The sequence below is a fragment of the Marinobacter salsuginis genome, assembly GCF_009617755.1.
Lineage (GTDB): Bacteria > Pseudomonadota > Gammaproteobacteria > Pseudomonadales > Oleiphilaceae > Marinobacter > Marinobacter salsuginis.
The window spans coordinates 111,276-136,849 of the sequence record NZ_BGZH01000003.1; the positions used below are offsets into that span (position 1 = coordinate 111,276).

Sequence of the window (25,574 nt, forward strand, 5' to 3'; positions counted from 1 at the left end):
GGGACGGCGGAATTAACCGCCTCCCATTCCGCCAAACAGCGTGGCCAGGATCACCAGGCCGACTATCCAGCCAATAACCGCCGGCCAGAAATTCACCATCTGCGGAGGCTGGTCACCCTGCTCTTCTGCCATGCCGGGTTCCGGGTAGTTGCGCTCGTCGACTACCTCAGGAGCCTCCTCCATGCTGAACCAGCCAAACCACTCCCCCAGAAACTGTGCAACCGGGGCCGGAAAGGTTCCGTTTTCAGCCATTGGTCGCACCTGGGGCTCCAGTTGCCGGCCGATTTCACGTCGCAATTGCGGCTGATCGGCCGGCGGCTCGCAAAGAATGGCTTGCCAGATACCCGCATCCTTGCTTCTGGATGAGTCATTGAGCAGTGCCTTGATCTGAATAACAACCTCACGAACTACCTGCCCATCATTGGCATCGAGGGGACGTTCACTTGCCTCTTCTGCCTCATGAGTCGGCTGGCCGGGCTGCGCAGTGTTGGCTGGCCGGGTTGCCGGCGCTGGCGCATCACCCACCGCTTCCCGAAACGCCTGCTCCAGGCTTTTTGCCTCGCTTTCCGAAGCAAATTTGAGCTGTTGCTCATACGCATCCTGGATTCTCCGACGATCGTCGGTGGGTTCAATTCCAAGGATTTCCCAACAATTCATACAGCTGCCACTCCCGGGCCGAGATTCATTACATTTAAGAGAGACAAAACGTCTGTAGTCCCTTACGATAGGACCCAATGATAATAAAACCGCTTTATCCGTTTTTCTCGGCAGATTATAGAACGTCAACCATGTATCAATCGACCAAAACGGCAGGGATGGGTAAGCGCCACCCTCGCGTAGCCTGCTTCGGCCTCAGCCTTGCCCTGTCCGCTCTGCTACCAACCACAGCAGTCGGCCAGACCGATACCCCTGATTTCATACCCGGCTTACTTGCCCTGGAAGGCGAACAAAGCGAAATCCCCGAAGTCCTGACGACAACACGATTGCGCCAGTCAAAACTCCGGGTGCCTGGCACCACCACGATCATCACCGGAGACATGATTCGCGACCTCGGCATCATGAATCTCGTAGAGGCACTCCGGCTGGTTCCCGGCATGGTGGTTGGCCACTGGGGAAGCACCAATCCGGTTGCAACCTACCACGGTACCTCCCAGTACGAGCAGCGCCGGCTGCAGGTTCAGATTGACGGGCGAACGGCCTATCGAATCAGCCTGGCCGACGTCGACTGGCTGGGCATGCCGGTGGCACTGGAGAACATTGAACGCATTGAGGTGAGTCGGGGACCGAATTCCGCCGCCTATGGCATCAATGCCTTTCTTGGCAGCATCAATATCATTACCCGCTCGCCGCAGGATACAGCCGGCGTGGAAGCCTACACCTCGGTCGGGTCCCGCGGACATCTGCGCACGTTTACGTCGGTGGGTGATGCCGACGCCGATAAAAGCTGGCGCCTGTCCTATGAAAAGCGGAAATCCAACGGTTTTGACAACCAGATTGATGGCGGAGAGGAAATCCCCTTCCACGATGGCCACGATATCAACAACTTCAATTTTGACAGCGTATTTCGCATTGACCGCCAGCACTCCATTGACGTCCGGGCAGGCGTTCTGGACGGTGTGAATGAAGAAGATCTCGAGAAGTCGGGCAAGCTGGGAGCTACCACAAACCCGGACATCATCATGGACGACTACTACCTCCATGTCCGGTTCGATGGAGCGACGTCGCCTGATCATTTCTATCATATCCAGGCCAGTTATCAGAATCAGCGGCAGCGTCAGCGTTGGACAGTCTCAACACCTGCGCCTGTAATCAATGCCCTTCTTCCGGCGGGCTTCCCGCCATTTCCAGAAGACCAGGGACCGTTCATCGCTGACCTGAATGAAGACCTGGAAGAAACCCGGCAGGAAATCGAGCTCCAGGACACCATCATTTTCAGCGATCAGTTCAAGCTGGTCTCTGGTTTGGGCTATCGCAAGGACTCGTTCAATTCTGAGACCTTCTTTAACGGGAAAGGGAATAACTACCAATCCAGGGTATTCGCCAACGCCGAGTACTCGCCTTTCCGCTGGCTGACCTTCAACGCAGGCGGCAACTGGGAGCAGACTACAACCACCGATGAAGATTATTTCTCGCCCAGAGCCGCCGCGAACTTTATCCTGAACAACAACCACGCCGTGCGGTTTGTGTTTTCCAAAGCGGTCCGCACACCGGACGCCTTCGAACAGAATCCTGACTGGGGCTATACGCCTACCAACGTTCAGCCACCTTTTGAGGCATTGGACGGCCAGCGAATCGATGTCGAAAGCCTGTTGGATCCGACCACATCCACGTATGGAGATAGGCTTGAGGAGGAATGGATCACTTCCAGGGAGATCAGCTACTTCGGCCAGTTCAACTTGGAAAGAGCCCTGCTCTCTGTGGAAGTTCGCTACTTCAATGATGACTTCCGTGACATGATCAGCGGCGTTATCAACGAAGAAGAATGGTACATCGCCAACAATGTTGATCTTGAACAGGAAGGCGTCGAACTGGAAACGTCACTGGAATTCTCCGGCACCAAACTGCGAGCCACCTACGCCTATCTTGAGCAGGAGGGCAGATACACGGGTGACCCCAACGCACTCCCGCTGAACAAACAGGAACGGGCTGTCGATCTTCTGGCCCGTCTCTCCGCCCGCGATTCCGGCAGCTTCGCCTGGATCCAGGATCTCCCAAAGGGCTTCACGACGTCAGCGGCCATGTACTGGACCAATGAAGTCAGGGAAACCCGGTTCGAGCGTGCGGATTTCCGCTTGGCCCGACGGGTGGACAAAACAGATTACAGCTATATGCTGGCACTGACGATCCAGCATTATCTCAATCCGAAGCATTGGATCAGCCCGGATAACCGGATTGAAGATCACAACCAGTTTTTTGTTGAGGCTGGTATTCGTTTCTGATTGAAACAAGGAAAGCGTGAGCCCTGGACGGTATGGAACGAAAGTCAGGCACGAATCACCCTAATCGGCCCGGAAGCCGAATCCGGGGTCTTGTTCACAAGGCCCTGTGGTTTTTGCTTTTCGCCGCTTTTTGCACGTTTGTCAGCGCTCAGGAGTCCACCGCGAGAACGGCCTTCTTCGCCGGCTCAGGCAACGCGCCGCTTGATCAGCACCTCGTGCAACTCCTCAAAGCACAGATGGGGCCAACCATTTCTCTTGTAGAGGTCACTGAAGACCAACTGGCGACGCTTGATTCCGGACCAATCATTACTGCTGGACCTTCCGCCTTCTCCCGCGCCCGGCAGGCAAATCGCTCCGCGCCCATTCTCGCGCTGCTGGTTGATAAGTCCTTTATTTCGGGTTTTGCGGACCGCTCCCCCGGCCAGATCACCGGCGTTCTGTATGACGTTCCTCTCATCCGTCAGGCTCTGACGGGAAAGGCCATACTGCCACAGGCTACCAAGATTGCCCTGCTGGCAACCGCAGATTCGGTGGAACTCTACGAACCACTGATTGATAAGCTGCCGGCCTATGGCATGTCGGCTCGGCTATTTCTTGTCGATGACGACGACAAGCTGATTCCGACGCTCGTCCGCGCTCTGGGTTACGGTGATTTTCTGTTAGCCGCCCCGGACAGCGCCATCTACAACCCCAGAACCATCAAACACATTCTGCTGACCGCTTATCGCCGTAATCAGATCGTCATTGGACCAACGCAAGCTTATGTGAAGGCGGGATCACTTGCATCCAGCTATGCGCCGTTTCCAGAAATGATCGAGATGGCAGATGATTTTCTGACCAAGTATTTCGAGACAGGAGAGTTTCCGGCACCCTCCTACCCGGAAGACTTCCGGGTTGAAGTGAACGCTCAGGTTGCTCGTTCCCTGAATATCCCCCTTCCCAGCCGTGAAGACATTGCCCAACGGGTGGACAGACAACTGACTGCCAATGGGGAGGTGGCCGATGAGTAACGTCAAGAGACAGCAGCGGCCCCTCTCCCGCACTCTCTTGCTCCTGGGTGCGCTCCCGGCCGTTGTCATGTTTATCGTGCTCATGGTGTTCTTCACGTCCGCGCGCCTCGAGGACGCCCGCCGGGATTTGTCAGACAGCGGCCAGATGCTTGCGGACAGCCTGGCGCCCGCACTCGAGTACGCCGTGGTTTCGGGCAACACCCTGGCACTGGATCAGATCCTGTCCCAATCACTGCGACGCAGCAACGCCGACTGGATCCGCGTTTCTGACGTGATGGGAGAGCAGATTGGGTTCGTCTCCCACCAACCGGTCAATGCCAGCGACTTGCGCAGTCGCTACCAGATTTTCGAGGCCGACATTCTCCAGCAACCTCTGGAGCTTGGTTCGGAAAGAACAGCGGAATGGTTTGAACCCGATTATGGCTTTGGCTCCGGCTCCCTGCGAGTCGGCACAGTACAGGTCGGCATGGATCACGATGTTCTTGCCGACAGGCGGCAGGATATTCTCTGGACGTCCATCGCCGTTGGCGTGGCCCTGCTTTTGTTCACTATTCTGATCATCAACCACTTTCTGGGGACCATCCTCGCGCCCATCCGGGATCTTGCCGGACGAATCGGAAAGCTGACCGCCGGCGACTATCAAGAACGCGCCCTGAACACCCACCAGAGCTCCCGCGAGATCGTGGCAATTGAGGAGCAACTCAACGAACTTGCCCAACATCTCGCAGGCCTGAAAACAGCGCGGGACCAGACACTCACAGCCTCTGAAAGCGCCCGGGAAAAAGCCGAAATGGCGAACCAGGCAAAATCCGAGTTTCTGGCCACCATGAGTCATGAACTCCGCACCCCTCTGAATGGGGTTCTGGGTATGGTGGATCTGATCCAGGAAGAGCCGCTCACCCATCGCCAGCGGGAGTACCTGAACACCGCCCGGCAATCCACCGAGGATCTGCTCACGGTGATCGCGGACATCCTGGACTATTCAAAGATGGACAGCGGCACCCTGAAACTTGAAAGCCAGGAATTCGATCTCAGGGAATTAATTTCCAACTGTACCGCCACCTACCGGCACTTGGCGGAACAACAGGGCCTGGCCCTCAACCTGAAGTTCTTCGGTGACTGGCCTGACAACCCGGTAGTGGTCGGCGACCCGGCACGCCTGCGTCAGATACTTGCCGGACTGGCCGACAACGCTATCAAGTTTACCGGAGATGGTTTCATCAATATCCAGGCGGGATTCTTTGCCCTGGAAGACAACTGCATTATCCTGAATTGCTCAATCAGCGATTCCGGTTCCGGGATTCCGGTGGAACGCCTTCAGGACATTTTTAACTCCTTCGAACAGTTAGACCATGGCAACAGCCGGGGATTCGGTGGCACCGGCCTGGGATTGTCCCTTGTTCAACGGCTGGTGGAACTCATGGGTGGCCACATTCAGGTCGAAACCGATCTGGGCAAAGGCTCTTCATTCCGCTTTGAACTGCCCTTCGAGTTGGCCAATCCGACCAACCAATCAGAGCCCTCCGGCCCGCCGCCCAGAGAAGCCATCAACAGCACCAGCCATGCCCTGGTAGTGGAAGACAACCCCGTGAACCAGCGCGTTGCCACGGCCATGCTCAAGCGGCTGGGCTTCCAGACGGATTCCGCCAATAACGGTAAGGAAGCACTTGAGAAGGTCACTACCAATCACACGGGTTACGACATTATTCTGATGGATTGCCAGATGCCGGTGATGGATGGTTATGAGGCAACCCGGTTTATCCGGGAATGGGAACAGAGTAACGGCCAGATCGGCACGCCGATCATCGCCTTGACGGCCGACGTACTCCCCGGCACCGAGAAGAGCTGTCTCGACTGTGGAATGAATGACTATCTGGCCAAACCGGTCCGCAAGGAAATGTTGCGGGAAGTGCTGAGCCGCTGGATTCAGCTCTAGAAGAATGCCGGCGCCGTCATCGCGGGCGCCGGCGCAGGATCAGGCGACGGGTTCCCGCATGGTGACAAACTCTTCCGCAGAGGTGGGGTGGATGCCCAGGGTAGAATCGAACTGGGCCTTGGTGGCTCCGGCCTTGATGGCAACTGCCAGGCCCTGCGTGATTTCGCCGGCGTCCGGGCCGACCATATGGGCACCGAGTACCCTGTCGGTCTCATCATCCACCACCAGTTTCATCAGGCTTCGCTCATCCCGTCCGCTGAGGGTGTATTTCATCGGGCGGAACTCGGAGCGATAAATCCTGAGACGATGCCCCGCTTCCCGGGCCTCTTCCTCGGTCAGTCCCACGGTGCCGATGTTGGGCTGACAGAACACGGCGGTTGGAATTGCGGAATAGTCCATGTCGCCTTTGCCATCCCCGAACAAACGCCGGGATAGCACCATGCCCTGGGCCAAAGCCACCGGCGTAAGCTGTGGGGTTCCGATCACATCACCCAGGGCGGTAATAGAAGGCACCGCGGTCTGGAAATGATCATCCACCACAACATGGCCTGACGCGCTTAGCTGGACCCCAAGATCGGTCAGGCCAAGCCCGTCGACGAGTGCCCGGCGTCCGGTCGCCGCCATCACCAGCCCGGTTTCCAGGGTTTCACCATTGTTCAGTTGTACCCGGTAATGGGCATTCTCGGCTTCAACCGATTCAATGGTCACGCCAAAACGCAGGTTTACGCCCTTCTTTCGCATTTCCTGTTCCGTGAACCGGCGGATGTCATTATCAAACCCACGCAGGAACAGATCGCCGCGATACAACAGCGTGGTCTCAACACCCAGTCCTGCCAGGATGCCGGCAAACTCCACGGCAATATAGCCGCCACCCCACACCACGGCCTGCTTCGGCAGCTGTGGCAGGTAGAACATCTCGTTGGAGGTAAGAATACATTCCTTGCCAGGCACGTCCGGAATTACAGGCCAGCTACCCGTGGCAATAGTGATGTGTCTGGCCCGGTAAGACGTTTCGCCGACCACCACTGTGTTGGCGTCTGACAGTGACGCGGTCCCTTCGATGATGGTTACGCCCGCATTCTCCAATAACCGGCCATAAATGCCGTTCAGACGCTCGATCTCGGCGTTCTTGTTCGCCACCAGCTTTGGCCAGTCGAAACTGACATCATCGAGAGGGACCTGCCAGCCATAGCCTGCGGCGTCTTCCAGCTCATCATGAACATGAGCGCCGTATACAAACAGCTTCTTGGGCACGCAGCCCACGTTCACACAGGTTCCGCCAAGGTACCGGGATTCAACCACGGCCACTTTTGCGCCCCTCTGGGCAGACATACGGGCCAGACGAACACCGCCAGAGCCGGCTCCGATAACGATCAGATCAAAATCCTGCTGGTCAGACACAGCTTCTCCCGTTAAACGTTAAAAAAGTCAGGTTTGGCCAGGCGCGGCCGTTTTACTTTCCGGATGCACTTCCCTGAACAGCACGTGATCCTCGAAATCGCCGAGCTGTATCTTGCCAAGGCTCCGGAAACCCTCGGACTCATAGAAAGGCAGATAGCGATTGTTGCCGGTATCAAGCACCAGGCCGCTGCCCCTTGGGTTCTCTGCACACAGCCTTTCAACAGTTTTGAGCAACAGCCGGCCATAGCCGCGATTCTGATATTTGGGATTTACGCCCATCATCGGCAACTGGTGCGCCAACGGCTGTGGCAACATGTCCCGGATTTTCTGGTGGTAATCCAGGTATCGGCGCGTGGATGCAAATCCCGTGGTCAGCACCATACGGATCCGCCAGCTGAGCTGATCGGCCAGGTTCATCCTGAGCTCCGGGTCCCCGATAAACGCCACGGCAACGAGCGTGTCGTCTACCATCACACCAATGGCCTCCTGATCGAGCTCGAAATACAGGTCGATCAGTTCCCGTATGGTTGCCCGAACCCGTTGATCATAACCGGGGCGCCGATGATCAAAAAGGTACTGGAATGTCGGCTCGTTTCGATAGGCGTGAAACAGAATGGATCTGGCTTCATTGACCGCTGTTTCGTCCAGGCGAACAATGGCTGGCTCGGATTTGTTCTTGTTGTCGCTGCCGTTACTCATCGCTTCCCTCTCCTGCATCAGTTCCGGACGGAAGGCCCGGAATCTGGTTTTCAGAATCAGATGGCCAGGGTTAAACGAACGGACACCCGGCCCGGTTCACTTGCCCGGTCCATGGCTGCCTGGTCGATCACAACACCATGGCTGCCATTCAGCCGCTCCAGCCACGCCGCCACCTCTGCAAAAGGCGCGTTCTCGAGCCAGACGCGGATTGCATCTTCCCCACTGGGTTCAAACCGCTGGAGCGACAAACCCGCCTCACCGGCGGAACGGGTCACCAGGGCCATCAGGGCACGGCCATCGGCAGGCTTGTCTGCCGACGCCGACGTGCTGGCACCTCCGGAATTCCCCAAACGCTGGATCGTCTGTTCATTTGCCTGCATCCAGGCCAACAGCTCGCCGGCATTGTTCCGGGCAGATTCCGCTTGATCATTGAATACGGCCGCCGGGCGCCAGACGGCGAAATACAGAATGCCAAGAAAAACAGCGATGGCGAGCACGACCAGAGCCTGCTGGTCGCGGCGGGGCAATTGATCATACTGTGCAATGAGTTTTCCGACTGCCGGCTGATCCTTGATTCGTGAAAGCATAGCCTTAACCTCCTGAAACCGTCAGGCGGCCGCGGGCGCCGCTCGCTTCGTTCACAACCGAGCCAATCTGCGCTTCCAGGCCCTGGTTCGCGAGGCCGTTTCGCAGGGCGCTCAGGCGATCGTAGCTGTCTGCTCTCACATCCACGATAAGCTCACCCCTTGAGCGGCTGTAGTTCACCGAATTGAAGTTCACCCCCTGACTACCCGGGAGGCGGGCATATTGCTGGCCGGTATATTTCATCAGGGTGATAAAGTCCACTTCCGGTCCACTGGAGCCGGCCACCCGCAACTGACCTTCGATCACACGCCGGACATTACCTGCGTGAGTACGCCGGTCATTGGGGAAAGCATCACGATAGATTGCCATGGCCTCATTTTGTAGCTCTTCCGACTGATTCTGATAGTACAACCCCATGCCCAGGTTCAACGCCACCTGAACGCCGAACCAGACTGCCGCCACCGCAATCAACGGTTTCCAGGGTTTCAGCGGGCTGGCCTTGCCTGATTTGGACGAAAACACGCCCTGACACAGATTCACCGGCTCGCAGAGATGATGGTGATGGGCGTAGGCGAGCAGTTCCAGCGGCATAAGCTCCAGGGTTTCCCGACGAACCGCAAGACGCCCCGAGCCAGCCAACTCGGTAAGTGCAGATTGCTGGACTTCAAACTCTTCGTCGGTGCCGTACACGGTGACCGGGATCTCCGCCACCACTTCTTCGGCGGATGGCGCCGCGAGGGTGTGGGCAAACATACCAAGATTGGCAGACTGCATGCTCAACCACTCGCCCCGCTCGCTGACCATCATGGCCGTTTCGCCGTCCAGACAGACAGACCAGCCGCCTTCGGTGCGAGGCAGCAACGAGGCGTCCGGGAAAATGGCATCCAGGCGAAGATGCTCCCAACCGCTGAATAACTGCACCCATTGCCCCATACGCTCGCGGTCTATGGCAGCGACCCGGTAACCATGCTCGGTATGGGAGCCCAACGCCAGGTGCACGGAATCTATGTCCTGGGCAATCTGCTCCTCAACGGCGTAGGGTAAGGCCTGATTGATGAACCGACTTTGCTTGGCGGGAATGTCGGCCAGGCAATAAATCGCCTCCTCACCGGGAATCAGACCGATCAACAGAACGTTATCCAGGGCATTCTGCCCCAGGGTATGCTCGATGGCATCACGGCTGTCGCCAGCACCCCGGGCCTGGGCATCGCCGCTGGCGTCGTGCAGCACCCAGTTGAACATCTGGGCGTCGGGATCCTGGTCAGCGTCCGCGAACGGCGGTATCGGGCGGACGTAGAGGCGATAAGACATGATTATCCTTCTGAAATGGTAAAGGGCTCTTTGGTAATTCGGTTCTTCTGCCCGGTATCCCTGTGAACCGTCTGGACTTCCCCTTCCGGAGTACGGAACACGGTACTGACCATATTCACGACACGGTTATCGTAGGTAATCCGCGAGGCAACTTCAAAAAACCGTGTCTGCAACCCCAGGCCGACCGATTTGAGCCCGAGACCCGCGAACTCCGGTAATGCCATAAAGTCCTGAAGGTTCTCGAACCGTTCCTCTTCCCGCTTCTCAAGAATAGACGCAGCCTGGGCGTCCGTCAGCTCCTCATGCAGTGAGCGGATCACCATGGCAGTGGCGGTGTTCACATTTATGCCCGCCCCGTTTACCGGCAGTGCCGTCACGTGAGGCCGCAGGGCGCGATAAATCTCTTCGGTCATGCCCTCGATCAGGCGTAACTCAGTCACCGTTGTGAAAGGCTGATTCGCCGCGCGGTATCCCTGCTCAGCCATCAGGTACTGGCCATCCTCGGCGCCATAGGCAGTCACTGTCTGGTCATTGGGATCTATCCAGTCCACCAGCGAGTCCACGGAAACAGCGGTAATCCCCAATGCAGCGAACAACTGAACAAAGCGATCCCTGACGATAGGGTCCACCTGACCATTGGCACCGACCAGATCATTCAGGTTCAGTCGACCACCCAGGTCGTCAATCTGAACTTCGGCCACGCCGTTATCATCCAGTGGCAACACGGCTGCATTGGCAGCCCAGAACTCGTCCAGGCTGTCGACCATCAGGTTTTCTTCCTTGTCCTCGTCGTAATCCCTGCGCAAGATCTGGCGAGCAAAGGCTTCTGCACCCAGCGCAATACTCTGGCCCTGCTGCTGTGCCAGGTAGTGACCTGCCTTGAACACCCGGAGGCTTTGTTGCTGGGTCATGCCTGACGCCAACATGACCACAAGGGCCATGGCCAGCAGCACCATAATCAGGGCAACGCCGCGCTGACGGTTTGGTAAAGCCGGGATCTGCACCATATTGGCCTAGCCTCCCTGCCCCGTTGCGCCGGTGGTTTCACCGGGTTGTTGCGTGGTGCCCTCTTCTTCGGTGCTTTCTTCCTCCGCTTCACTGGCAGCCTGGTTGGCCTGGTTCAGCGCACCCTGGGCGACCGCCGGATCAAAATCCGGCAGGGAAAAGGTCCGTACCAGCGTGCCAAAACGCTCGTGCTCCAGGGTCACTTCCATACCCAGTGGCAACGGAACATCCGGGCGGCTGCCCGGGGTCAATCCGGCCATGACTTCATCGGTGGGCCACTGCGGCTGCCAGCTTCGGTTGGAATCCAGAAACCGCACTTCCAGGCGTTTTACGCCCTCCAGAAGCAGCACATCGCGGCTGTCATCTTCCTGCCCCTGGTCCACCATGGGCCAGTACCGGCGCCGTAATTCGCTGCCGGTGTATTCCCAGCCAACACGCTGCAAACCACTGCGGCGGATTCCAAGAGGGTTACGCCAGCCCTGACGGGTCAACACCAGGGAAAAATCATCATCACGACTCGACAGTGCCGGCTGGAAATCGCCGTAAATATCCCTGGCCGGCCGGTTTACCACCTGCATGATATCCCGCTCAAGCAACAGCATGGCCCGCTGCAGGCCGTCGAACTGTTCAGCCAGCTCATTCACCCGATCTCGGGAGTTGACCACCCCATTGATAACCTGCCACACGCCCAGCCCAATGACGGCGGTTATGGTGACCGCGATCAACACCTCCAGCAGGGTGAAGCCGTGTTGCAGCGGTTGGGAGGTCTTTGCTGGGGCGATCATCACTGCGCCCCCACGAAAGCAGACAGGGTATGGACCGGAACCGGAGCCGCGCCTTCCTCACGGTACAGGGCAACCGTGACTTCCACACGCCGCATCTTGGCCTCGGCAGTGGCGAGAATTGCCGTGGTCACACGCCAACGATAGGGCCCGAAATCCGTGTCCTTGGAATTTTCGGAGATGCCGGGGATCGTTTCCTGCAGGCGGATTTCATTGATCCGGTTATCCGCCAACCAGCTGGCAAGGGTTTTATCCCGTACCCGCTCGTAACTGGAAATGTACTGGCTCCCCACTTCGGCTGCTGCAGTTGCAATCAGACCAAAGACAAGCAGCGCGATGAGCACTTCAATCAGCGTGAACCCGCTTTGAGTTTTCACCCGCTGCTCCCCTCATCGCCCGGCTTGCGCCACTCCATGGGCGATACACCATCAGAGGCAAGGACGTGTATGTTGTCAGACCCGCTGCCGATGGTGAATTCAAGCTCGAACGGTGTTGTCTCGCCACTGGAAAAGAACACCACGTCCGGGAGCAAGGTGTCTTCGGAGGACGCCAGCCTCGGTGCATCGCTCTCGATAAACTCGGTAACCGTCAGCCATTCGGGAAGGCTACGGGCCCGGAACATGCGCTCGCCAGAGGCTTTCCAGTCCCCCGTCTGATCCTGGAAGGCTACGAACTGGTAGCCGTCATCCTCAAGCCTCAAGCCCAGTTCCAGGTTGTTGAGTACGGCCTGCTCAGACGCCGTCTGCATGAGCAGATACAGCTCCCTGACTTCGTTTTCCAGTTCCCGCTGCTGAGAGCTCCCCCCCATAGTAAACACGGCGAGGGATGCCAGAAGACCCACAACCACCAGGACCACCAGTATCTCAATCAGGGTGAAACCGGTCTGTCGGGAGCTGGCCTGCACAGTAATTTAGCCTTCGGTATCCCAGACACTGATATCGGCGGCATCGCCGTCGCCGCCTTCCTGGCCGTCAGAGCCGTAGGAATACAGATCATAGGGGCCTTCGGTACCCGGGCTCACGTACTGGTATTCAGATCCCCAGGGATCTTCCGGCACGCTCTTGAGGTAACCATCCGCGTTCCAGTTCTTCGGTTCCGGGCTGCCGCTGGGCTTGGAAACCAGCGCTTCGAGACCCTGCTGGGTAGACGGGTAATGACTGTTATCCAGGCGATACAGGTCCAGCGCATTGGCAATGTTGCTCAACTGGGTTTCCGCCACGGTTACTTTTGCCTGATCACTACGGCCCATAATGTTTGGCGCCACGATGGCCACCAGCAGGCCGAGGATCACCATCACCACCATGATTTCGATAAGGGTGAAGCCGCGGCTGTGGTTGTGTGTGTTGAGTTTCTTGATGGTCATTGTCTCACTCGTCGTTGGCATTGATTGCTTTCAGTTCGGATTCGTCTACTGACAATCCGGCATGGGTGTCATCCCACGAGATTACTCATATTCAGTATCGGTAACATGATGGCCAGCACGATGATCAGCACCACTACGCCCATTACCAGTAGCATCATGGGCTCAAACAGCCCTACGATCGCGGCTATCTTGGACTGCAGGGTGTTTTCCTGCATTCGGGCGGTCCGCTCCAGCATACTGTCCAGTTCACCACTGGCCTCCCCGCTGGCGATCATGTGAAGCATCATCGGCGGGAAATACCCGGTCTGATCCAGGGAACGGTGCAACGAGCCGCCTTCACTCACTTTCCTGGCCGCGTCCCTCAATTCCTGCCTGAGAAAATCGTTGGAGAGCACCTCACCGGCAATGCGCATCGCTTCTACCAGCGGCACACCACTGGTAGTCAGAATACTCAAGGTGCTGGCATACCGGGCGGTGTTTACCCCACGAACCATCCCGGAGAACAGGGGCAGATGTAGCAGACGCTTGTGAAACCGCAGCCGGAATCCGGGTTTGGTCAGGAAAAAACGGAACACCATCAGCGCCGCAACCAGCAGTATAAACAGGTAGACACCGTAATCCGCCAGAAATTCCGACACTGCCAGCATCGCCATGGTCAGCGTTGGTAACTCCTGCCCCTGCTTGAGAAACACATCAATGATATCCGGCACCACGTAGGTGAGCAGGAACACCACGATGGCTATGGCGACGATACTCAGAATGATGGGATAGATTGCCGCCAGCTGAATCTTCTGGCGTGCCTCCTGACGGCTTTCCGTGTAATCCGCCAGCCGGTTGAGCACCAGGTCCAGATGGCCGGCGTGCTCGCCCGCGGCAACGGTGGACCGATAAAGCCTCGGAAACGCGCGCGGGAACTCGCCCAGGCTGTCCGCCAGGGTGTAGCCTTCCATGACCTTGGCCCTGATAGCGATCAGCATGCTCCGAATTCTTGGCTTCGGGGACTGCTGCGCGGCGGCAGAAAGTGCCTGCTCGATGGGAATACCCGATTGAATCAGCGTTGCCAACTGGCGGGTGACCAGGGCCAGGTCGGCAGCCGCCAGGGAGCCCCGGCTGCTCAGGGGATTGCTTCGGGCCTGCTTTTCTGCTGCCGGCTCAACCGCCAGTGGCGTCAGGCCGCGCTCCCGCAACTGCTGGCGAACGGCTCTCGGGGCATCCGCCTCGACCACACCATGTTTCTGCTTGCCGCGGGCATCTAGCGCCTTGTATTCGTATGCAGGCATGGCTTACTGACCCCGGTGTGTAACGCGGAGCACTTCTTCCACCGTTGTCACACCATCCAGTATCTTCTGCACGCCATCTGCGTGAATACTCGGGCCATGCTGGCGCGCCACCTTTTCAAGGTCCAGTTCACCAGCCCGCTTGTGAATCAGAGCGCTGATTTCCTCGGAGATCTCCACCACCTCATAGATACCGATACGCCCGCGGTAACCCAGCTGGTTGCAGTGGCTGCAACCCATTGCCCGATAAATGGTGGGCGGATTGGCGGGGTCCTGTTGCAGGAACTCGCAGTGCTCTTCGGTTGGCGTGTAGGGCTCCCGGCATTCCTTGCACAGAACCCGGACCAGCCGCTGGGCGACAATGCCCACCAGGCTTGAGGAAATCAGGAACGGCTCGATGCCCATGTCCATAAGCCGGGTAATGGCACCAACGGCCGTATTGGTGTGCAATGTGGAAAGAACCAAATGGCCGGTCAGACTCGCCTGAACCGCGATCTCTGCCGTCTCCAGGTCCCGGATCTCACCAATCATCACCACGTCGGGGTCCTGACGCAGAATGGCCCGAAGGCCGCGGGCAAAGGTCATGTCTACTTTGGTGTTGACCTGGGTCTGGCCAATGCCTGGCAGGTTATATTCAATGGGGTCTTCAACGGTCAGGATGTTGCGGCTGCGATCGTTGATTTCCTGCAGCGAGGCATAGAGCGTGGTGGACTTACCAGAACCGGTCGGGCCGGTTACCAGCAGGATGCCATAGGGCCGGTAAATCAGCTTGCGCAGAACTTTCAGGTCCCGCCCCGCCATACCCAGGGATTCCAGCCTTATGGCACCGGCCTGTTTGTCCAGCAAACGTAGAACCACCCGCTCACCACTTGAAGACGGCATGGTCGACACACGAATATCCACTTCCCTTCCGGCTACCCTGAGAGCGATACGGCCATCCTGGGGCACCCGCTTCTCGGCAATATCCAGCTTCGCCATAACCTTGATCCGGGACACCAGCAAAGGCGCCAGGGCCCGTTTGGGTTCCACGACTTCCCGCAGCACGCCATCCACCCGGAAGCGAACCACCAGCCGCTTTTCATAGGTTTCTATGTGAACGTCCGAGGCGCTGGTTTTCACCGCTTCGGTGAGAATGGCATTGATCAGACGGATGATCGGAGCATCGTCTTCCTGCTCCAGCAGATCCTCGGTTTCCGGTACCGAGTCCGCAAGGGAGGCCAGATCCATATCGTCGCCGATGCCCTCCACCATCTGCATGGCTTCGGCGGAATCGTTCTGGTAGGCGGAGTTCAGGGCCTGATCGAATCGATCCGGGTCAATGGTGGCGAAACGGGCCCGGCCGCCACTGATTCGGTTCGCTTCCGCAAGGGCTGAATGGGACGCACCGGGGCGAACCAGAATAACCGGTTCACCGGCATCCGAACGGGTCAGGATTACTCCGTTGCGCTTGGCGAAAGTAAACGGAAGACGGCCCAGCGGAGCATCCTGCGGCTGAAGTTCAGTATCTGTGTCCAAGGTCGTCCTCGTTCGTGAAACCCTTTTCGATTCAACTAATTCAGAAAGGCTACCACAGGATATGGACCCGCTGAATAACTCTATACACTATACTGCCAATAAAACGTTGCAGTCTGATAACCTGTGAGCTTTTTCCCGGCCCACAAACTTGCATTCAGGATGATCAATGCTCCTAAACAATGAACGGCTTCCCCTGATTCTTGCGCTTGTGGCAGGGGCTGCCATGGTGGCTCTGACAGCCTGGCAGGGTTACCGCTTCTGGCAAATGGAAAGCCAACGAGGAAACTACGACACTGCGCAGCCATTGCTCACAGATCCGGCTGCCAGCCGTGAGCCACCGAGCGTAAACCTGTCGTCCCTGGACCTGTTCGGGGCCGCATCGGGTGAAGCCGCGCCGGCGGAAATGGATACCGAGAACCTGCCGGAAACCAACCTTCGATTGTTTCTCCGCGGTGTTCTGGCAGCTGATGGAGAATTCCCCGGCAGCGCTCTGATCGAAGATGACAAAAGTAACACCGAAGCCTACCTGGTGGGTGATGAATTGCCTGGCAATGCCAAGCTGCGCTCGGTCCACCCGAACCGTGTGATCATTGAACGCTCCGGCAAACTCGAGAACCTGTATTTCCCGGAATCCGAAGACCGCAGCGGCATCTCCTTCACAGCGGACGAACAGGAATCGTCCACGCCTGCAACGCAACAGGCTGCCACCCCCTCGCCCTCAAGAGCGCCCGCCTCCGCCATCAGCGATGAGCAGCGCCGGGAGGAAATCCGCCGGCGCCTTGAGCAGCTCAGGGAACGCCTACGGAACAATAACTGAGGCGCGCTATGGAAACGGCCGCTATCCAGATACGCCGCCGTTCCAGCCTTCTGCCGGCGCTATTATTGGCAGTTTCCGTTGTGGGTGCCTTTGAGCTCAGTTCCCGCCTGATGAACTATGTGCAGGAGGAATTCGGCACCGAGGCCCAACAGCGCCTCGAAAACTGGCAGCGCCTTCATGCCCTTGCCTCAAACGCCCCCGTCGACCGGCAGCTTCGACTGGTCAACTCCTTCTTCAACAGGGTTGCTTTCGTCAGCGATATCCGCCATTGGGGCGAGGAAGACTACTGGGCAACGCCAGTGGAATTGCTCACCACGAATGGCGGCGATTGCGAAGATTTTTCGATCGCGAAATATCTGACCCTCAAATCCATGGGTGTTCCCGATGACCAGTTGCGGATTGTGTATGTCAAAGCACTGGAGCTGAATCAGGCCCACATGGTGTTGGCATGGTACCCGGAGCCAGACGCGGACCCGCTCATTCTGGACAATCTTATAAATGACATTAAACCTGCCTCTCAACGCACTGATCTTGAACCGGTTTATAGCTTCAATGGCGAAGGCCTCTGGCTCAATCGATCCGGCGGAGCCCGCAAACGGATCGGGGAAGCAGGACGGCTTTCCCGGTGGCAGGATCTGAACAGCCGGCTGACCGAATCACTCCGGCCCTGACCCCCATTTCAACGAATCTGCTGGCGGCAAATGACAGCGCGACTGGCGCCAAGCGACATCTGCAGTAGGCCCGGACCCGCTAGAATGCGCCACACTGCTTTTTAATCAGGAGAATGAAACACATGCGACGCTGGAACGGCTGGGGCGATGAAAGATTCAACCTGGCAATGCCGGAACAGGGCCAGGATTTTCTGGCTTCGCGGATTGGAAACGGCCGCCCTCTGGCCGACGCCACTCTGGAGTCAGTCTGCGCCAAAGTGCCGGATTCCAGGCTGGAACCGCCGGCAGAACTGGAATCACTGATCGACACAACCCCGGAAGCCCGGGTGCGGCATGCCCGGGGCCAGAGCCTCGCTGACTGGCTGGCCATGCGCAGTGGCGAATTTGGCGTGTTTCCTGATGGCGTTGCTTTCCCTACCACCAGCGACGAAGTTCAGGCTTTGCTCGCCTGGGCCGCCGAGCAGTACATTCATCTGATTCCCTACGGTGGTGGCACCAGTGTGGCTGGGCATATCAACCCGCTGGACAAAGGCAAGCCCGTGCTGACCGTGGATATGGGCAAGATGAATCGCCTGATGGATCTGGACCGGGAAAGCCAGATCGCAACCTTCGGCGCGGGTACGCCTGGCCCACTGGTCGAGTCCCAACTCCGGGCCCACGGCTTTACCCTCGGGCATTTCCCACAGTCGTTTGAGCTATCCACCGTGGGCGGCTGGGTGGCCTCCCGCTCCAGTGGCCAGCAATCCCTTCGCTATGGGCGAATTGAACAACTGTTTGCTGGCGGCCGGGTCGAAACCCTGCAAGGCACCCTTGATCTGCCTACCATTCCGGCTTCCAGCGCCGGCCCGGATATCCGCGAAATGATTCTGGGCTCCGAAGGCCGCATCGGGCTGATCACCGAAGTGAAGGTTCGGGTAACCCCGCTTCCCGAAGACGAAAGTTTTCACGTGGTGTTTTTCCCTGACTGGGACAGTGCCCGGACTGCCAGCCGCCAGCTGGTGCAGAACCGCACGCAACTCTCGATGCTCAGGCTCAGTAATGCGGTAGAAACGGAAACCCAGCTCGCCCTGGCCGGCCACCCCAGACTGATCGGCATGCTCGAGCGCTTTCTGTCACTCCGTGGCGCAGGCACCGGAAAGTGCATGATGACCTTCGGCATCACCGGCACCCGGCGCCAGACCCGGAACGCCCTCAAAGAGGCCCGAAGCATCTGTAAGGCCCAGAATGGCGTCTATACCGGCACCCGGCTCGGCGATAAATGGGCAGCCAAGCGTTTCACCATGCCCTATCTGAGGGAAGCCCTCTGGCAAATGGGCTACGCCGTCGACACTCTGGAGACGGCCACCGATTGGGACAACGTCGACAATCTCCTGGGATTGATCGAGACCAATCTACGGGAGGGACTGACCGACCAGCAGGAGAACACCCACGTATTCACCCATTTGTCGCACTTTTACAGCCAGGGCTGCAGCATTTACACCACGTACGTGTTCCGGGTGGCCGACAGCTACGAGGAAACACTCGCGCGCTGGCAAAAGCTCAAGACCACAACCTCTGAACTGATCGTGAAAAACCGCGGCACCATCAGCCACCAGCACGGTGTTGGCAAGGATCACGCGCCCTATCTGCCGGTGGAGAAAGGCGAACTGGGAATGCTCGCCATCCGATCCCTGTGCAACACCTTTGACCCCAATACCATCCTGAACCCGGAAACCCTGGTGAAGTGAGCACAACGCCGAATGGGAGCCTCGTTATGACCCGGACTGAAAGCCTCAATGCGCTGCGTTCAGGGACAACCGAATTTGATGTGGTGGTGGTCGGCGGCGGCATCACCGGTGCCGGCGTGGCCCGGGAAGCAGCGGGCAGCGGCCTGCGCACCCTTCTGGTGGAACAGAAGGATTTCTCCTGGGGAACCTCCAGCCGCTCCTCCAAGATGGTCCACGGCGGCCTTCGGTACCTGGGCAGCGGCCATTACGGTCTTACCCGGGATGCTGTGCGCGAGCGGGAACGGCTGATGACGGAAGCACCGGGGTTGATTGACCCCCTGCGCTTCATCATGCCGCATTTCAAAGGCCAGTTCCCCGGACCGCGCCTGTTTCAGACGCTGCTCCGGGTTTACGACTTTATTGCCCGCAATCGCAGCCGCCACTTTCTGACCCCGGCGGAATCCATTCTCTGGGTGCCTGGCCTGACCAGCGAAAAACTTGCCGGCGCCAGTGGTTTTACCGACGCGGTTACCGACGACTCCAGACTGGTGCTGCGCCTGATTGCCGAAGCCCGACGTGATGGAGCCCTGTGCCTGAACTACACCCGTGCGACGGAAGTAAAGCGCAGCGATGACGGAAAGGTGTCTGGATTACTGATTCAGCCAGAGGAAGACGATGCGCTCATCATGATTTCCGCGCCCCTGGTGATCAATGCCACCGGCGCGTGGGCAGACCGGCTGCAATCCGACAAGACTACCGGGGACACCATGCACATCCGGCCCCTGCGCGGCAGCCATCTAGTCCTCCCGTGGTCCTGCCTGCCGGTGTCCTGTTCAGTTTCCCTATTCCATCCTGAGGATGGTCGTCCGGTGTTCGCCTTCCCCTGGCTCGGCACAACCGTTCTCGGCACTACCGATATAGATCATGAAGGCGATCTTGATCAGGAACCGGTTATCTCCGAAGCAGAGACCGCCTATCTGCTTGAGGTCGCGTCACGGCTGTTTCCGGGAAGCCCCATTGCCCGCGAGGACATTCTCTCAACCTGGGCCGGGGTGCGGCCCGTGGTAACCGACGGCACGGGCAAAGCGCCCTCGAAGGAAAACCGGGAACACGAACTCAGGGTAGACCGGGGTCTGGTCAGCATTGCCGGGGGCAAGCTCACCACCTTCCGGGTGATCGCCCGGGAAGCGCTCACCCGGGGACTTGGCGGAGACGCCGCCACGGTTCTGCGGCCAGAATCCGAGCCGGTATTCCAGCCAGAACAAGGTTCGGCAAGGCCAGCCGCAATCAGCCATCAGTGCTGGCAACGGCTCCAGGGGTTCTATGGCCCCGAGCTTGACGAGGTCCTTGCAGCTGGATCATTGGAAGCTGTTACTGCTCACAAGGCTTCCGAGTTGCTTTGGGCAGAGCTCTGCTGGGCCTGCCGGAAGGAAGATGTGCGGCACCTGGATGACCTGCTCCTGCGCCGAACCCGATTGGGCCTGGTGCTTCCGAGCGCGGCCGAAAGCCTTCTGCCGGAGATCCGCAGGCACTGCCAACCCCTGCTTGGCTGGGATGACCAGCGCTGGGACGATGAACAGGCCCGCTACCTGTCGATCTATCACAATGCCTATTCGATGCCGTCGGGGGAGCCGTCCGATGCCGGCTGATTCACTGATTCTGGCCATCGACAATGGCACCCAGAGCGTTCGCGCGCTGTTGTTTGATACCCGCGGCAACCTGGTGGGCAAAGGCAAACAGGAAATCGAGCCCTACTTCTCGCGGGAACCCGGCTGGGCCGAGCAGCATCCGGATTATTTCTGGGAACAGCTCGGGGAAGCCTGCAAGCTGCTCTGGAATTCAACAGAGGCAACGCCGGATCAGGTTGCCGGGGTCACCGTGACCACCCAACGGGGCACCGTGATCAATCTTGATGAAAACGGCCAGCCGCTGCGCCCCGCGATCATCTGGCTCGACCAGCGACATGCCAGAGTTGATGGCCCGGTCAAAGGGCCCTGGGGATGGCTGTTCAAACTGGCCCGACTGGAAGACACCATCAACCGGTTCCGGGAGAAGACCCAGGCTAACTGGGTTGCCCAGAATGAACCCGAGATCTGGGCAAAAACCCGACACTTTCTCTTGCTCTCGGGCTACCTCACGTACCGGCTAACAGGAGAATTCAGGGATTCCACCGGAAGCCAGGTCGGATACCTGCCCTTCGACTACAAGAAGCACCGCTGGGCCGGCCAACGGGATTTCAAATGGCAGACCATGCCGGTCGAGCGTTCCATGCTGCCGGAACTGGTGGCGCCCGGGAAAACATTGGGGCATCTGACCGACGAAGCCTGCCGACACCTCGGCTTGCAAAAAAGCCTGCCCGTTATCGCAGCCGCCTCCGACAAAGCCTGCGAGATACTCGGCTCCGGCGGACTGACACCGGACATCGGCTGCATGAGTTACGGCACCACCGCCACCATCAACACCACCAGCAAGCGCTACGTGGAACCTATCCGGCTGATGCCGCCCTATCCTTCTGCACTGCCCGGTCACTATTCCACGGAAGTGATGATCTACCGGGGTTTCTGGATGGTGAGCTGGTTCAAGCGGGAGTTCGGACTTCGGGAGCGGAAAATCGCCGAAGAAAGAGGCATCGAACCCGAAGCGCTGTTCGATGAACTGGTCAAGGCCGTTCCCCCGGGATCCATGGGCCTGATGCTCCAGCCCTACTGGTCACCCGGTGTACGTCAGCCAGGGCCGGAAGCAAAAGGCTCGATCATTGGATTCGGGGATGTTCACACCCGCTCGCACATATACCGCGCGATCCTTGAAGGCCTTGCCTATGCACTGAGGGAAGGAAAGGAAAAAATCGAAAAACGAAGTGGCGTGAAGATCCGGAAGCTCAGGGTGGCAGGTGGCGGCTCCCAGAGTGATGCCGCCATGCAGTTAACCGCCGATGTGTTCGGATTACCGGCAGAGAGGCCTCATACCTTTGAGACCTCCGGGCTCGGTGCCGCCATTGATGCGGCGGTAGGCCTGGGCCTGCATCCGGACTTCGACACGGCAGTGACAAACATGACCCGGGTTGGCGACGTTTTCCATCCCAACGAAGAAACCCGGGCCCTGTACCAGAGGCTCTATTCCGAGGTGTACCTGCGGATGTACCCCCAGCTCCAACCCCTCTACCGGAAAATCCGGGAGATTACCGGCTATCCCCGGTAACACGCTCCGCGACCATTTCAGCGGTAATTGCGGAGAGGGTCCAGCCAAGGTGGCCGTGCCCGGTATTGTAAAACACGGTTGGCAGGCGCCCTGGCCCAACCCTGGGCATCATGTTCGGTAGCATTGGCCGCAATCCGGCCCAGGGAACTACCTTGCGAGTACAGACTCCCGGGAAGCACTGCTCAACCCAACGGGTCAGCGGGCGGATTCGGTCGTCCTTGATATCGCGATTGTAGCCGCTGAACTCGGCAGTACCGGCAACGCGGAAACGGCCATCGCCCAGGCGACTGGTGACGATCTTGGTGGCGTCATCCAGCAGACTGACAGTGGGTGCCGCCTTTTGCGAGGCTTCGTCTTCCAGCTCTACGGTAATGGAGTACCCCTTCACCGGGTAGATATTCACCCGGTCACCCAGCTTTTTCGCGAGCCCGCGACTGCCTACGCCGGCACAGATCACCACCCCGTCGAAGGTATCCCGGGTTTGCTCGTTGCCGTCATGGGCGGTCACCCAGGCATTACGCTCATCGGCGCTCAGCTCGGTCACGGTATGGCCATAACAGGTTTTTACGCCAAGGCGCTGGATGGCGTCGGCCAGGCCGTTGGTGAACTTGTGAATGTCACCGGTGGAGTCACTCTCGGTGAAAAAACCGCCGTAGTAGGTACCGGCCAGGGTCGGCTCGATGGATTTCATTTCCTCCGGGGTAACCGAACGGCGCTCAAGGCCGCCAGCGGCCAGAAGCCGAGACACTTTGGCCGCGTGATCGAAGCCAGCCTTGTCCCGGTATATGTGCAGGATGCCCTGCTTCTTCAGATCGAAATCGATGCCCTCTTCCTGCGCCCAGGCAAACAGGTGGTCGCGGGCAGCAATGGCCAGACGGGCGGTTTCCGTGGTGTTTTTCTCGTACTGGGGAATTGCGGCGATGAACTCGGCGAACCAGCTCAGTTTGTGCCAGGAAGGCTTTGGGTTGACCAGCAGTGGCGCATCCCGGCGGGACATCCATTTGATGCCCTTCATAACGGTCTGCCAGTTGTTCCAGACCTCCGCGTTAGAGGCAGAAAGCTGCCCACCGTTGGCGAAAGAGGTTTCCATCGCCGCATAGCGGTGTTTCTCGTAAACCGTAACGTCAAGCCCGCGCTTGGCAAGGGTGTAGGCTGTGGTAATACCGGTAATGCCACCGCCGATAACTGCAATTCGCTTCATTCCAATCTCCGTGAGCGCCAAGGGTTTCCTCCCTGCTCGAAATAGCAGAAAGCACCCCTTCCGTCACGGGACCTGAGAGATTCACGGTCGGTTCAACAAAACCAGCCGCTTGCTCCTTCGGTGTGCCGACTGACGCGATTGTCGACAGCTCTTCGGAAAGTATTCATGTCAGCGGTCCTTTTGCCTGAGAGTTTCCGGGGCAGTTGCTCCTTCGGCGCTGATCGCAAGGGATTCAGTCTCTCCCGCAGACATGTCTGATTGGTAATAAAACCCAACCCACGGGCCTAAACATAGCAAATAACCCGGAGCCAGGAAACCAGCCGCTGCAAAGCATTCACCCTGCCACTAAGCAAATCAACTAGATAACACGCCGGCCCCGAACTATGATCAGTTCAATCGCATCATCGCTTTGCGGTGCACCAGTCGCTAACCAAGAGGATGCTTACCCGCAATGGGACAAAGACAAGGATTTCGATCAGCGATAGAAGATGGTGAAAGCAGGTTCTACGAGCTGATTGAGAGTCTGCCAATGATCGCTGTCCAGGGTTACGACAGACAGCGCCGGGTCATTTATTGGAACGATGCCAGCGCCCGTCTTTACGGCTACTCCCGAGAGGAAGCACTCGGACAGTTACTGGAAGACCTGGTCATTCCCGATCACATGCGTGAGGGCGTCATTGAAGCGCATCGCGACTGGCTTGAAAACAACATCAGCATTCCTTCCGACGAACTCGAACTCAAGCATAAAGAAGGACACCTGGTTCCCGTTTACTCCAGCCATGTCATGATCAAACAGGAGAGCGGTGCCTGTGAGATGTTCTGTATCGACATCAGCCTGGAAGAACAGAAGCGTGCCAGAGATGAGCTATACCGGCGAGCGAGTTTTGACGACCTGACCGGACTACCGAACCGGCATTTCATGGAAGCGGAGTTGTCGAGCCGACTCGAAGAGGCGGATCGCCTGCAACAGGAACTGGCGGTCGTTTTCATCGATCTGGACAATTTCAAGATCATCAACGATACGCTGGGCCATCATCACGGTGACAGCCTCCTGAAAGCTGTGGCGGAAACCTTGAGGGCCGAATTACGGGGCGGTGACCTGCTGAGTCGATTTGGTGGAGACGAATTTGTTCTCCTGATCTTCGACTTCGATGGCCCCGAAGCTCTGCATGAGCTGATCTGTCGTTTGATTGATGCCCTGGAACATCAAGTTCACCTGGAAGGCGACTGTTACCAGGTTACCGCCAGTTTCGGTGTCAGCCTGTTTCCGCACAATGGCACCACCGTGGCGGAGCTTATGGGCAATGCAGATGCGGCCATGTACCAGGCCAAAGAAACCGGCAAGAACGGCCTCTGTTTCTATACCCCCGATATCAATGATCGACTGGTGCAATACCAGGAAATCACCAACCTGCTCCGGGACGCCCTGAACAACGATGGACTGGAATTGGTGTTTCAGCCCCAGATCAGCCTCAGCGAACGAAAAAGTGACTCCTGTGAGGCGCTTCTTCGGTGTTTTAACGGTCAATCACGGGCCGTTTCGCCCGCCATTTTTATTCCGGTGGCAGAGAAGTCCGGCCTCATTAACCGGATTGGCGACTGGGTGATCGAAGCGGCATGCAAACAGCTCAACGCCTGGAAAAAAACGCCTCTGGAGAACCTGCGGGTTGATATCAACCTGTCGGGACGTCAGCTCACGAATCCACACCTTGCCAACCACATTCTCGAAACCCTGAAACGTTATGAACTAGAGCCGCATCAGTTAGGGGTTGAGCTGACCGAGAATGAGGTTTTCGGCAGTGATGAGAACCAGACCAGACAACTCGAAAAACTGAAAGAGGCTGGCTTGCATATTTCCATCGATGATTTCGGCACCGGATACTCATCGCTCGTCTATCTCAGAAAACTCCCGGTCTGTGGCATAAAAATCGACCGGAGCTTCCTCCAGCATGCGATGCAGAACAACGCCGATATGGCCATCATGGAGGCCATGATCACGGTCGGACACAGTCTGGGGTTGAGCGTGCTTGTGGAGGGCGTTGAAACGGATGAACAGGCCCAGCTGGTGACAGACCTGGGCTGTGATCTCGCCCAGGGTTTTCTGTATGCCAAGCCGATGCCGGCCCAAAAGATGGAAGAGTTCCTGGCAAGCTTCTGA

General features: G+C 58.1%; 22 protein-coding genes and 1 riboswitch. Of the genes, 9 read left to right on the top strand and 13 right to left on the bottom strand.

Features of this window, described 5'->3' with window-relative positions:
- Positions 1-12: 12 nt before the first annotated feature.
- Positions 13-657 (bottom strand): molecular chaperone DnaJ, encoded by a 645-nt coding sequence (locus GJU83_RS14675; RefSeq protein WP_069185272.1) that lies wholly within the window; start codon positions 655-657, stop codon positions 13-15.
- 131 nt (positions 658-788) lie between these two features.
- On the opposite strand from GJU83_RS14675, the gene GJU83_RS14680 reads away from it, so the two are divergent.
- From GJU83_RS14680 to GJU83_RS14690, 3 genes are read left to right on the top strand one after another with little or no spacing between them, the layout of a single operon-like run.
- Positions 789-2,939: a TonB-dependent receptor plug domain-containing protein gene (locus GJU83_RS14680; RefSeq protein WP_083231900.1), complete on the top strand. Its 2,151-nt coding sequence runs from the start codon at positions 789-791 to the stop codon at positions 2,937-2,939.
- A gap of 32 nt (positions 2,940-2,971) precedes the next feature.
- Complete coding sequence (locus tag GJU83_RS14685) at positions 2,972-3,949, top strand: ABC transporter substrate-binding protein (protein ID WP_069185273.1); 978 nt, start codon at positions 2,972-2,974, stop codon at positions 3,947-3,949.
- A complete protein-coding gene (locus GJU83_RS14690) occupies positions 3,942-5,885 on the top strand; it encodes an ATP-binding protein (RefSeq protein ID WP_153634631.1) in 1,944 nt (647 codons plus the stop codon). The genes GJU83_RS14685 and GJU83_RS14690 overlap by 8 nt, the downstream gene beginning before the upstream one ends.
- A 39-nt stretch (positions 5,886-5,924) precedes the next feature.
- Here the strand turns inward: GJU83_RS14690 and gorA are convergent, their stop codons facing one another.
- The 11 genes from gorA to gspE form a co-directional block, all read right to left on the bottom strand.
- Positions 5,925-7,286 (bottom strand): glutathione-disulfide reductase, encoded by a 1,362-nt coding sequence (gene gorA, locus GJU83_RS14695; RefSeq protein WP_069185274.1) that lies wholly within the window; start codon positions 7,284-7,286, stop codon positions 5,925-5,927.
- 27 nt (positions 7,287-7,313) lie between these two features.
- The gene (locus GJU83_RS14700) at positions 7,314-7,985 is read right to left on the bottom strand and encodes a GNAT family N-acetyltransferase (protein ID WP_064227988.1); all 672 of its coding nucleotides are present in this window, start codon (positions 7,983-7,985) and stop codon (positions 7,314-7,316) included.
- A 56-nt stretch (positions 7,986-8,041) separates the two neighbouring features.
- A complete protein-coding gene (gene gspM, locus GJU83_RS14705; RefSeq protein ID WP_069185275.1) occupies positions 8,042-8,572 on the bottom strand; it encodes a type II secretion system protein M in 531 nt (176 codons plus the stop codon).
- 4 nt (positions 8,573-8,576) lie between these two features.
- A complete protein-coding gene (gene gspL, locus GJU83_RS14710; protein WP_069185276.1) occupies positions 8,577-9,881 on the bottom strand; it encodes a type II secretion system protein GspL in 1,305 nt (434 codons plus the stop codon).
- A 2-nt stretch (positions 9,882-9,883) separates the two neighbouring features.
- On the bottom strand, positions 9,884-10,888 hold the full coding sequence (gene gspK / locus GJU83_RS14715) for a type II secretion system minor pseudopilin GspK (protein WP_069185277.1): 1,005 nt from the start codon (positions 10,886-10,888) through the stop codon (positions 9,884-9,886).
- A gap of 6 nt (positions 10,889-10,894) precedes the next feature.
- Entirely contained in the window at positions 10,895-11,671 is a 777-nt protein-coding gene (gene gspJ, locus GJU83_RS14720; protein ID WP_069185278.1) for a type II secretion system minor pseudopilin GspJ, read from the bottom strand.
- Positions 11,671-12,045: a type II secretion system minor pseudopilin GspI gene (gene gspI, locus GJU83_RS14725; protein ID WP_069185279.1), complete on the bottom strand. Its 375-nt coding sequence runs from the start codon at positions 12,043-12,045 to the stop codon at positions 11,671-11,673. Before gspI ends, gspJ begins: the two co-directional genes overlap by 1 nt.
- A complete protein-coding gene (gene gspH, locus GJU83_RS14730; RefSeq protein WP_069185280.1) occupies positions 12,042-12,572 on the bottom strand; it encodes a type II secretion system minor pseudopilin GspH in 531 nt (176 codons plus the stop codon). The genes gspI and gspH overlap by 4 nt, the downstream gene beginning before the upstream one ends.
- A 6-nt stretch (positions 12,573-12,578) precedes the next feature.
- Positions 12,579-13,031 carry a type II secretion system major pseudopilin GspG gene (gene gspG / locus GJU83_RS14735; RefSeq protein WP_064227995.1) on the bottom strand — a complete coding sequence of 151 codons (453 nt, stop codon included), beginning with the start codon at positions 13,029-13,031 and terminating at the stop codon, positions 12,579-12,581.
- 68 nt (positions 13,032-13,099) lie between these two features.
- Complete coding sequence (gene gspF, locus GJU83_RS14740) at positions 13,100-14,311, bottom strand: type II secretion system inner membrane protein GspF (protein ID WP_064227996.1); 1,212 nt, start codon at positions 14,309-14,311, stop codon at positions 13,100-13,102.
- Positions 14,312-14,314: 3 nt separating this feature from the next.
- Positions 14,315-15,823 carry a type II secretion system ATPase GspE gene (gspE, locus tag GJU83_RS14745; protein WP_153634632.1) on the bottom strand — a complete coding sequence of 503 codons (1,509 nt, stop codon included), beginning with the start codon at positions 15,821-15,823 and terminating at the stop codon, positions 14,315-14,317.
- 166 nt (positions 15,824-15,989) lie between these two features.
- Between gspE and GJU83_RS14750 the strand changes: the two genes are divergently transcribed.
- The 5 genes from GJU83_RS14750 to GJU83_RS14770 all read left to right on the top strand — a co-directional run bounded on the left by GJU83_RS14750 (position 15,990) and on the right by GJU83_RS14770 (position 22,215).
- Positions 15,990-16,640, top strand: coding sequence for a type II secretion system protein N (locus GJU83_RS14750; protein WP_069185282.1), 651 nt, complete (start codon positions 15,990-15,992; stop codon positions 16,638-16,640).
- Between the two features lie 8 nt (positions 16,641-16,648).
- On the top strand, positions 16,649-17,311 hold the full coding sequence (locus tag GJU83_RS14755) for a transglutaminase-like cysteine peptidase (RefSeq protein ID WP_069185283.1): 663 nt from the start codon (positions 16,649-16,651) through the stop codon (positions 17,309-17,311).
- A 122-nt stretch (positions 17,312-17,433) separates the two neighbouring features.
- Positions 17,434-19,038 (top strand): FAD-binding oxidoreductase, encoded by a 1,605-nt coding sequence (locus tag GJU83_RS14760; RefSeq protein WP_069185284.1) that lies wholly within the window; start codon positions 17,434-17,436, stop codon positions 19,036-19,038.
- 26 nt (positions 19,039-19,064) lie between these two features.
- A complete protein-coding gene (locus tag GJU83_RS14765) occupies positions 19,065-20,666 on the top strand; it encodes a glycerol-3-phosphate dehydrogenase/oxidase (protein ID WP_069185285.1) in 1,602 nt (533 codons plus the stop codon).
- A complete protein-coding gene (locus GJU83_RS14770) occupies positions 20,656-22,215 on the top strand; it encodes an FGGY-family carbohydrate kinase (protein ID WP_069185286.1) in 1,560 nt (519 codons plus the stop codon). Before GJU83_RS14765 ends, GJU83_RS14770 begins: the two co-directional genes overlap by 11 nt.
- Here the strand turns inward: GJU83_RS14770 and GJU83_RS14775 are convergent.
- Positions 22,196-23,416, bottom strand: a complete 1,221-nt coding sequence (locus tag GJU83_RS14775; protein ID WP_064228003.1) for a D-amino acid dehydrogenase — start codon at positions 23,414-23,416, stop codon at positions 22,196-22,198. The two genes, GJU83_RS14770 and GJU83_RS14775, sit on opposite strands and share 20 nt — an antisense overlap.
- Before the next feature lie 162 nt (positions 23,417-23,578).
- Positions 23,579-23,671: riboswitch (glycine riboswitch) on the bottom strand.
- Between the two features lie 196 nt (positions 23,672-23,867).
- Between GJU83_RS14775 and GJU83_RS14780 the strand changes: the two genes are divergently transcribed.
- Positions 23,868-25,574, top strand: coding sequence for a putative bifunctional diguanylate cyclase/phosphodiesterase (locus GJU83_RS14780; RefSeq protein ID WP_069185287.1), 1,707 nt, complete (start codon positions 23,868-23,870; stop codon positions 25,572-25,574).

What these genes read in the sequence shown, in the direction of transcription:
- GJU83_RS14675 (WP_069185272.1), bottom strand. Translation starts at nt 657, where the DNA reads ATGAATTGTTGGGAAATCCTTGGAATTGAACCCACCGACGATCGTCGG.
- GJU83_RS14680 (WP_083231900.1), top strand. Translation starts at nt 789, where the DNA reads ATGTATCAATCGACCAAAACGGCAGGGATGGGTAAGCGCCACCCTCGC.
- GJU83_RS14685 (WP_069185273.1), top strand. Translation starts at nt 2,972, where the DNA reads ATGGAACGAAAGTCAGGCACGAATCACCCTAATCGGCCCGGAAGCCGA.
- GJU83_RS14690 (WP_153634631.1), top strand. Translation starts at nt 3,942, where the DNA reads ATGAGTAACGTCAAGAGACAGCAGCGGCCCCTCTCCCGCACTCTCTTG.
- GJU83_RS14700 (WP_064227988.1), bottom strand. Translation starts at nt 7,985, where the DNA reads ATGAGTAACGGCAGCGACAACAAGAACAAATCCGAGCCAGCCATTGTT.
- gspM (WP_069185275.1), bottom strand. Translation starts at nt 8,572, where the DNA reads ATGCTTTCACGAATCAAGGATCAGCCGGCAGTCGGAAAACTCATTGCA.
- gspL (WP_069185276.1), bottom strand. Translation starts at nt 9,881, where the DNA reads ATGTCTTATCGCCTCTACGTCCGCCCGATACCGCCGTTCGCGGACGCT.
- gspK (WP_069185277.1), bottom strand. Translation starts at nt 10,888, where the DNA reads ATGGTGCAGATCCCGGCTTTACCAAACCGTCAGCGCGGCGTTGCCCTG.
- gspJ (WP_069185278.1), bottom strand. Translation starts at nt 11,671, where the DNA reads ATGATCGCCCCAGCAAAGACCTCCCAACCGCTGCAACACGGCTTCACC.
- gspG (WP_064227995.1), bottom strand. Translation starts at nt 13,031, where the DNA reads ATGACCATCAAGAAACTCAACACACACAACCACAGCCGCGGCTTCACC.
- gspF (WP_064227996.1), bottom strand. Translation starts at nt 14,311, where the DNA reads ATGCCTGCATACGAATACAAGGCGCTAGATGCCCGCGGCAAGCAGAAA.
- GJU83_RS14750 (WP_069185282.1), top strand. Translation starts at nt 15,990, where the DNA reads ATGCTCCTAAACAATGAACGGCTTCCCCTGATTCTTGCGCTTGTGGCA.
- GJU83_RS14755 (WP_069185283.1), top strand. Translation starts at nt 16,649, where the DNA reads ATGGAAACGGCCGCTATCCAGATACGCCGCCGTTCCAGCCTTCTGCCG.
- GJU83_RS14760 (WP_069185284.1), top strand. Translation starts at nt 17,434, where the DNA reads ATGCGACGCTGGAACGGCTGGGGCGATGAAAGATTCAACCTGGCAATG.
- GJU83_RS14765 (WP_069185285.1), top strand. Translation starts at nt 19,065, where the DNA reads ATGACCCGGACTGAAAGCCTCAATGCGCTGCGTTCAGGGACAACCGAA.
- GJU83_RS14770 (WP_069185286.1), top strand. Translation starts at nt 20,656, where the DNA reads ATGCCGGCTGATTCACTGATTCTGGCCATCGACAATGGCACCCAGAGC.
- GJU83_RS14775 (WP_064228003.1), bottom strand. Translation starts at nt 23,416, where the DNA reads ATGAAGCGAATTGCAGTTATCGGCGGTGGCATTACCGGTATTACCACA.
- GJU83_RS14780 (WP_069185287.1), top strand. Translation starts at nt 23,868, where the DNA reads ATGGGACAAAGACAAGGATTTCGATCAGCGATAGAAGATGGTGAAAGC.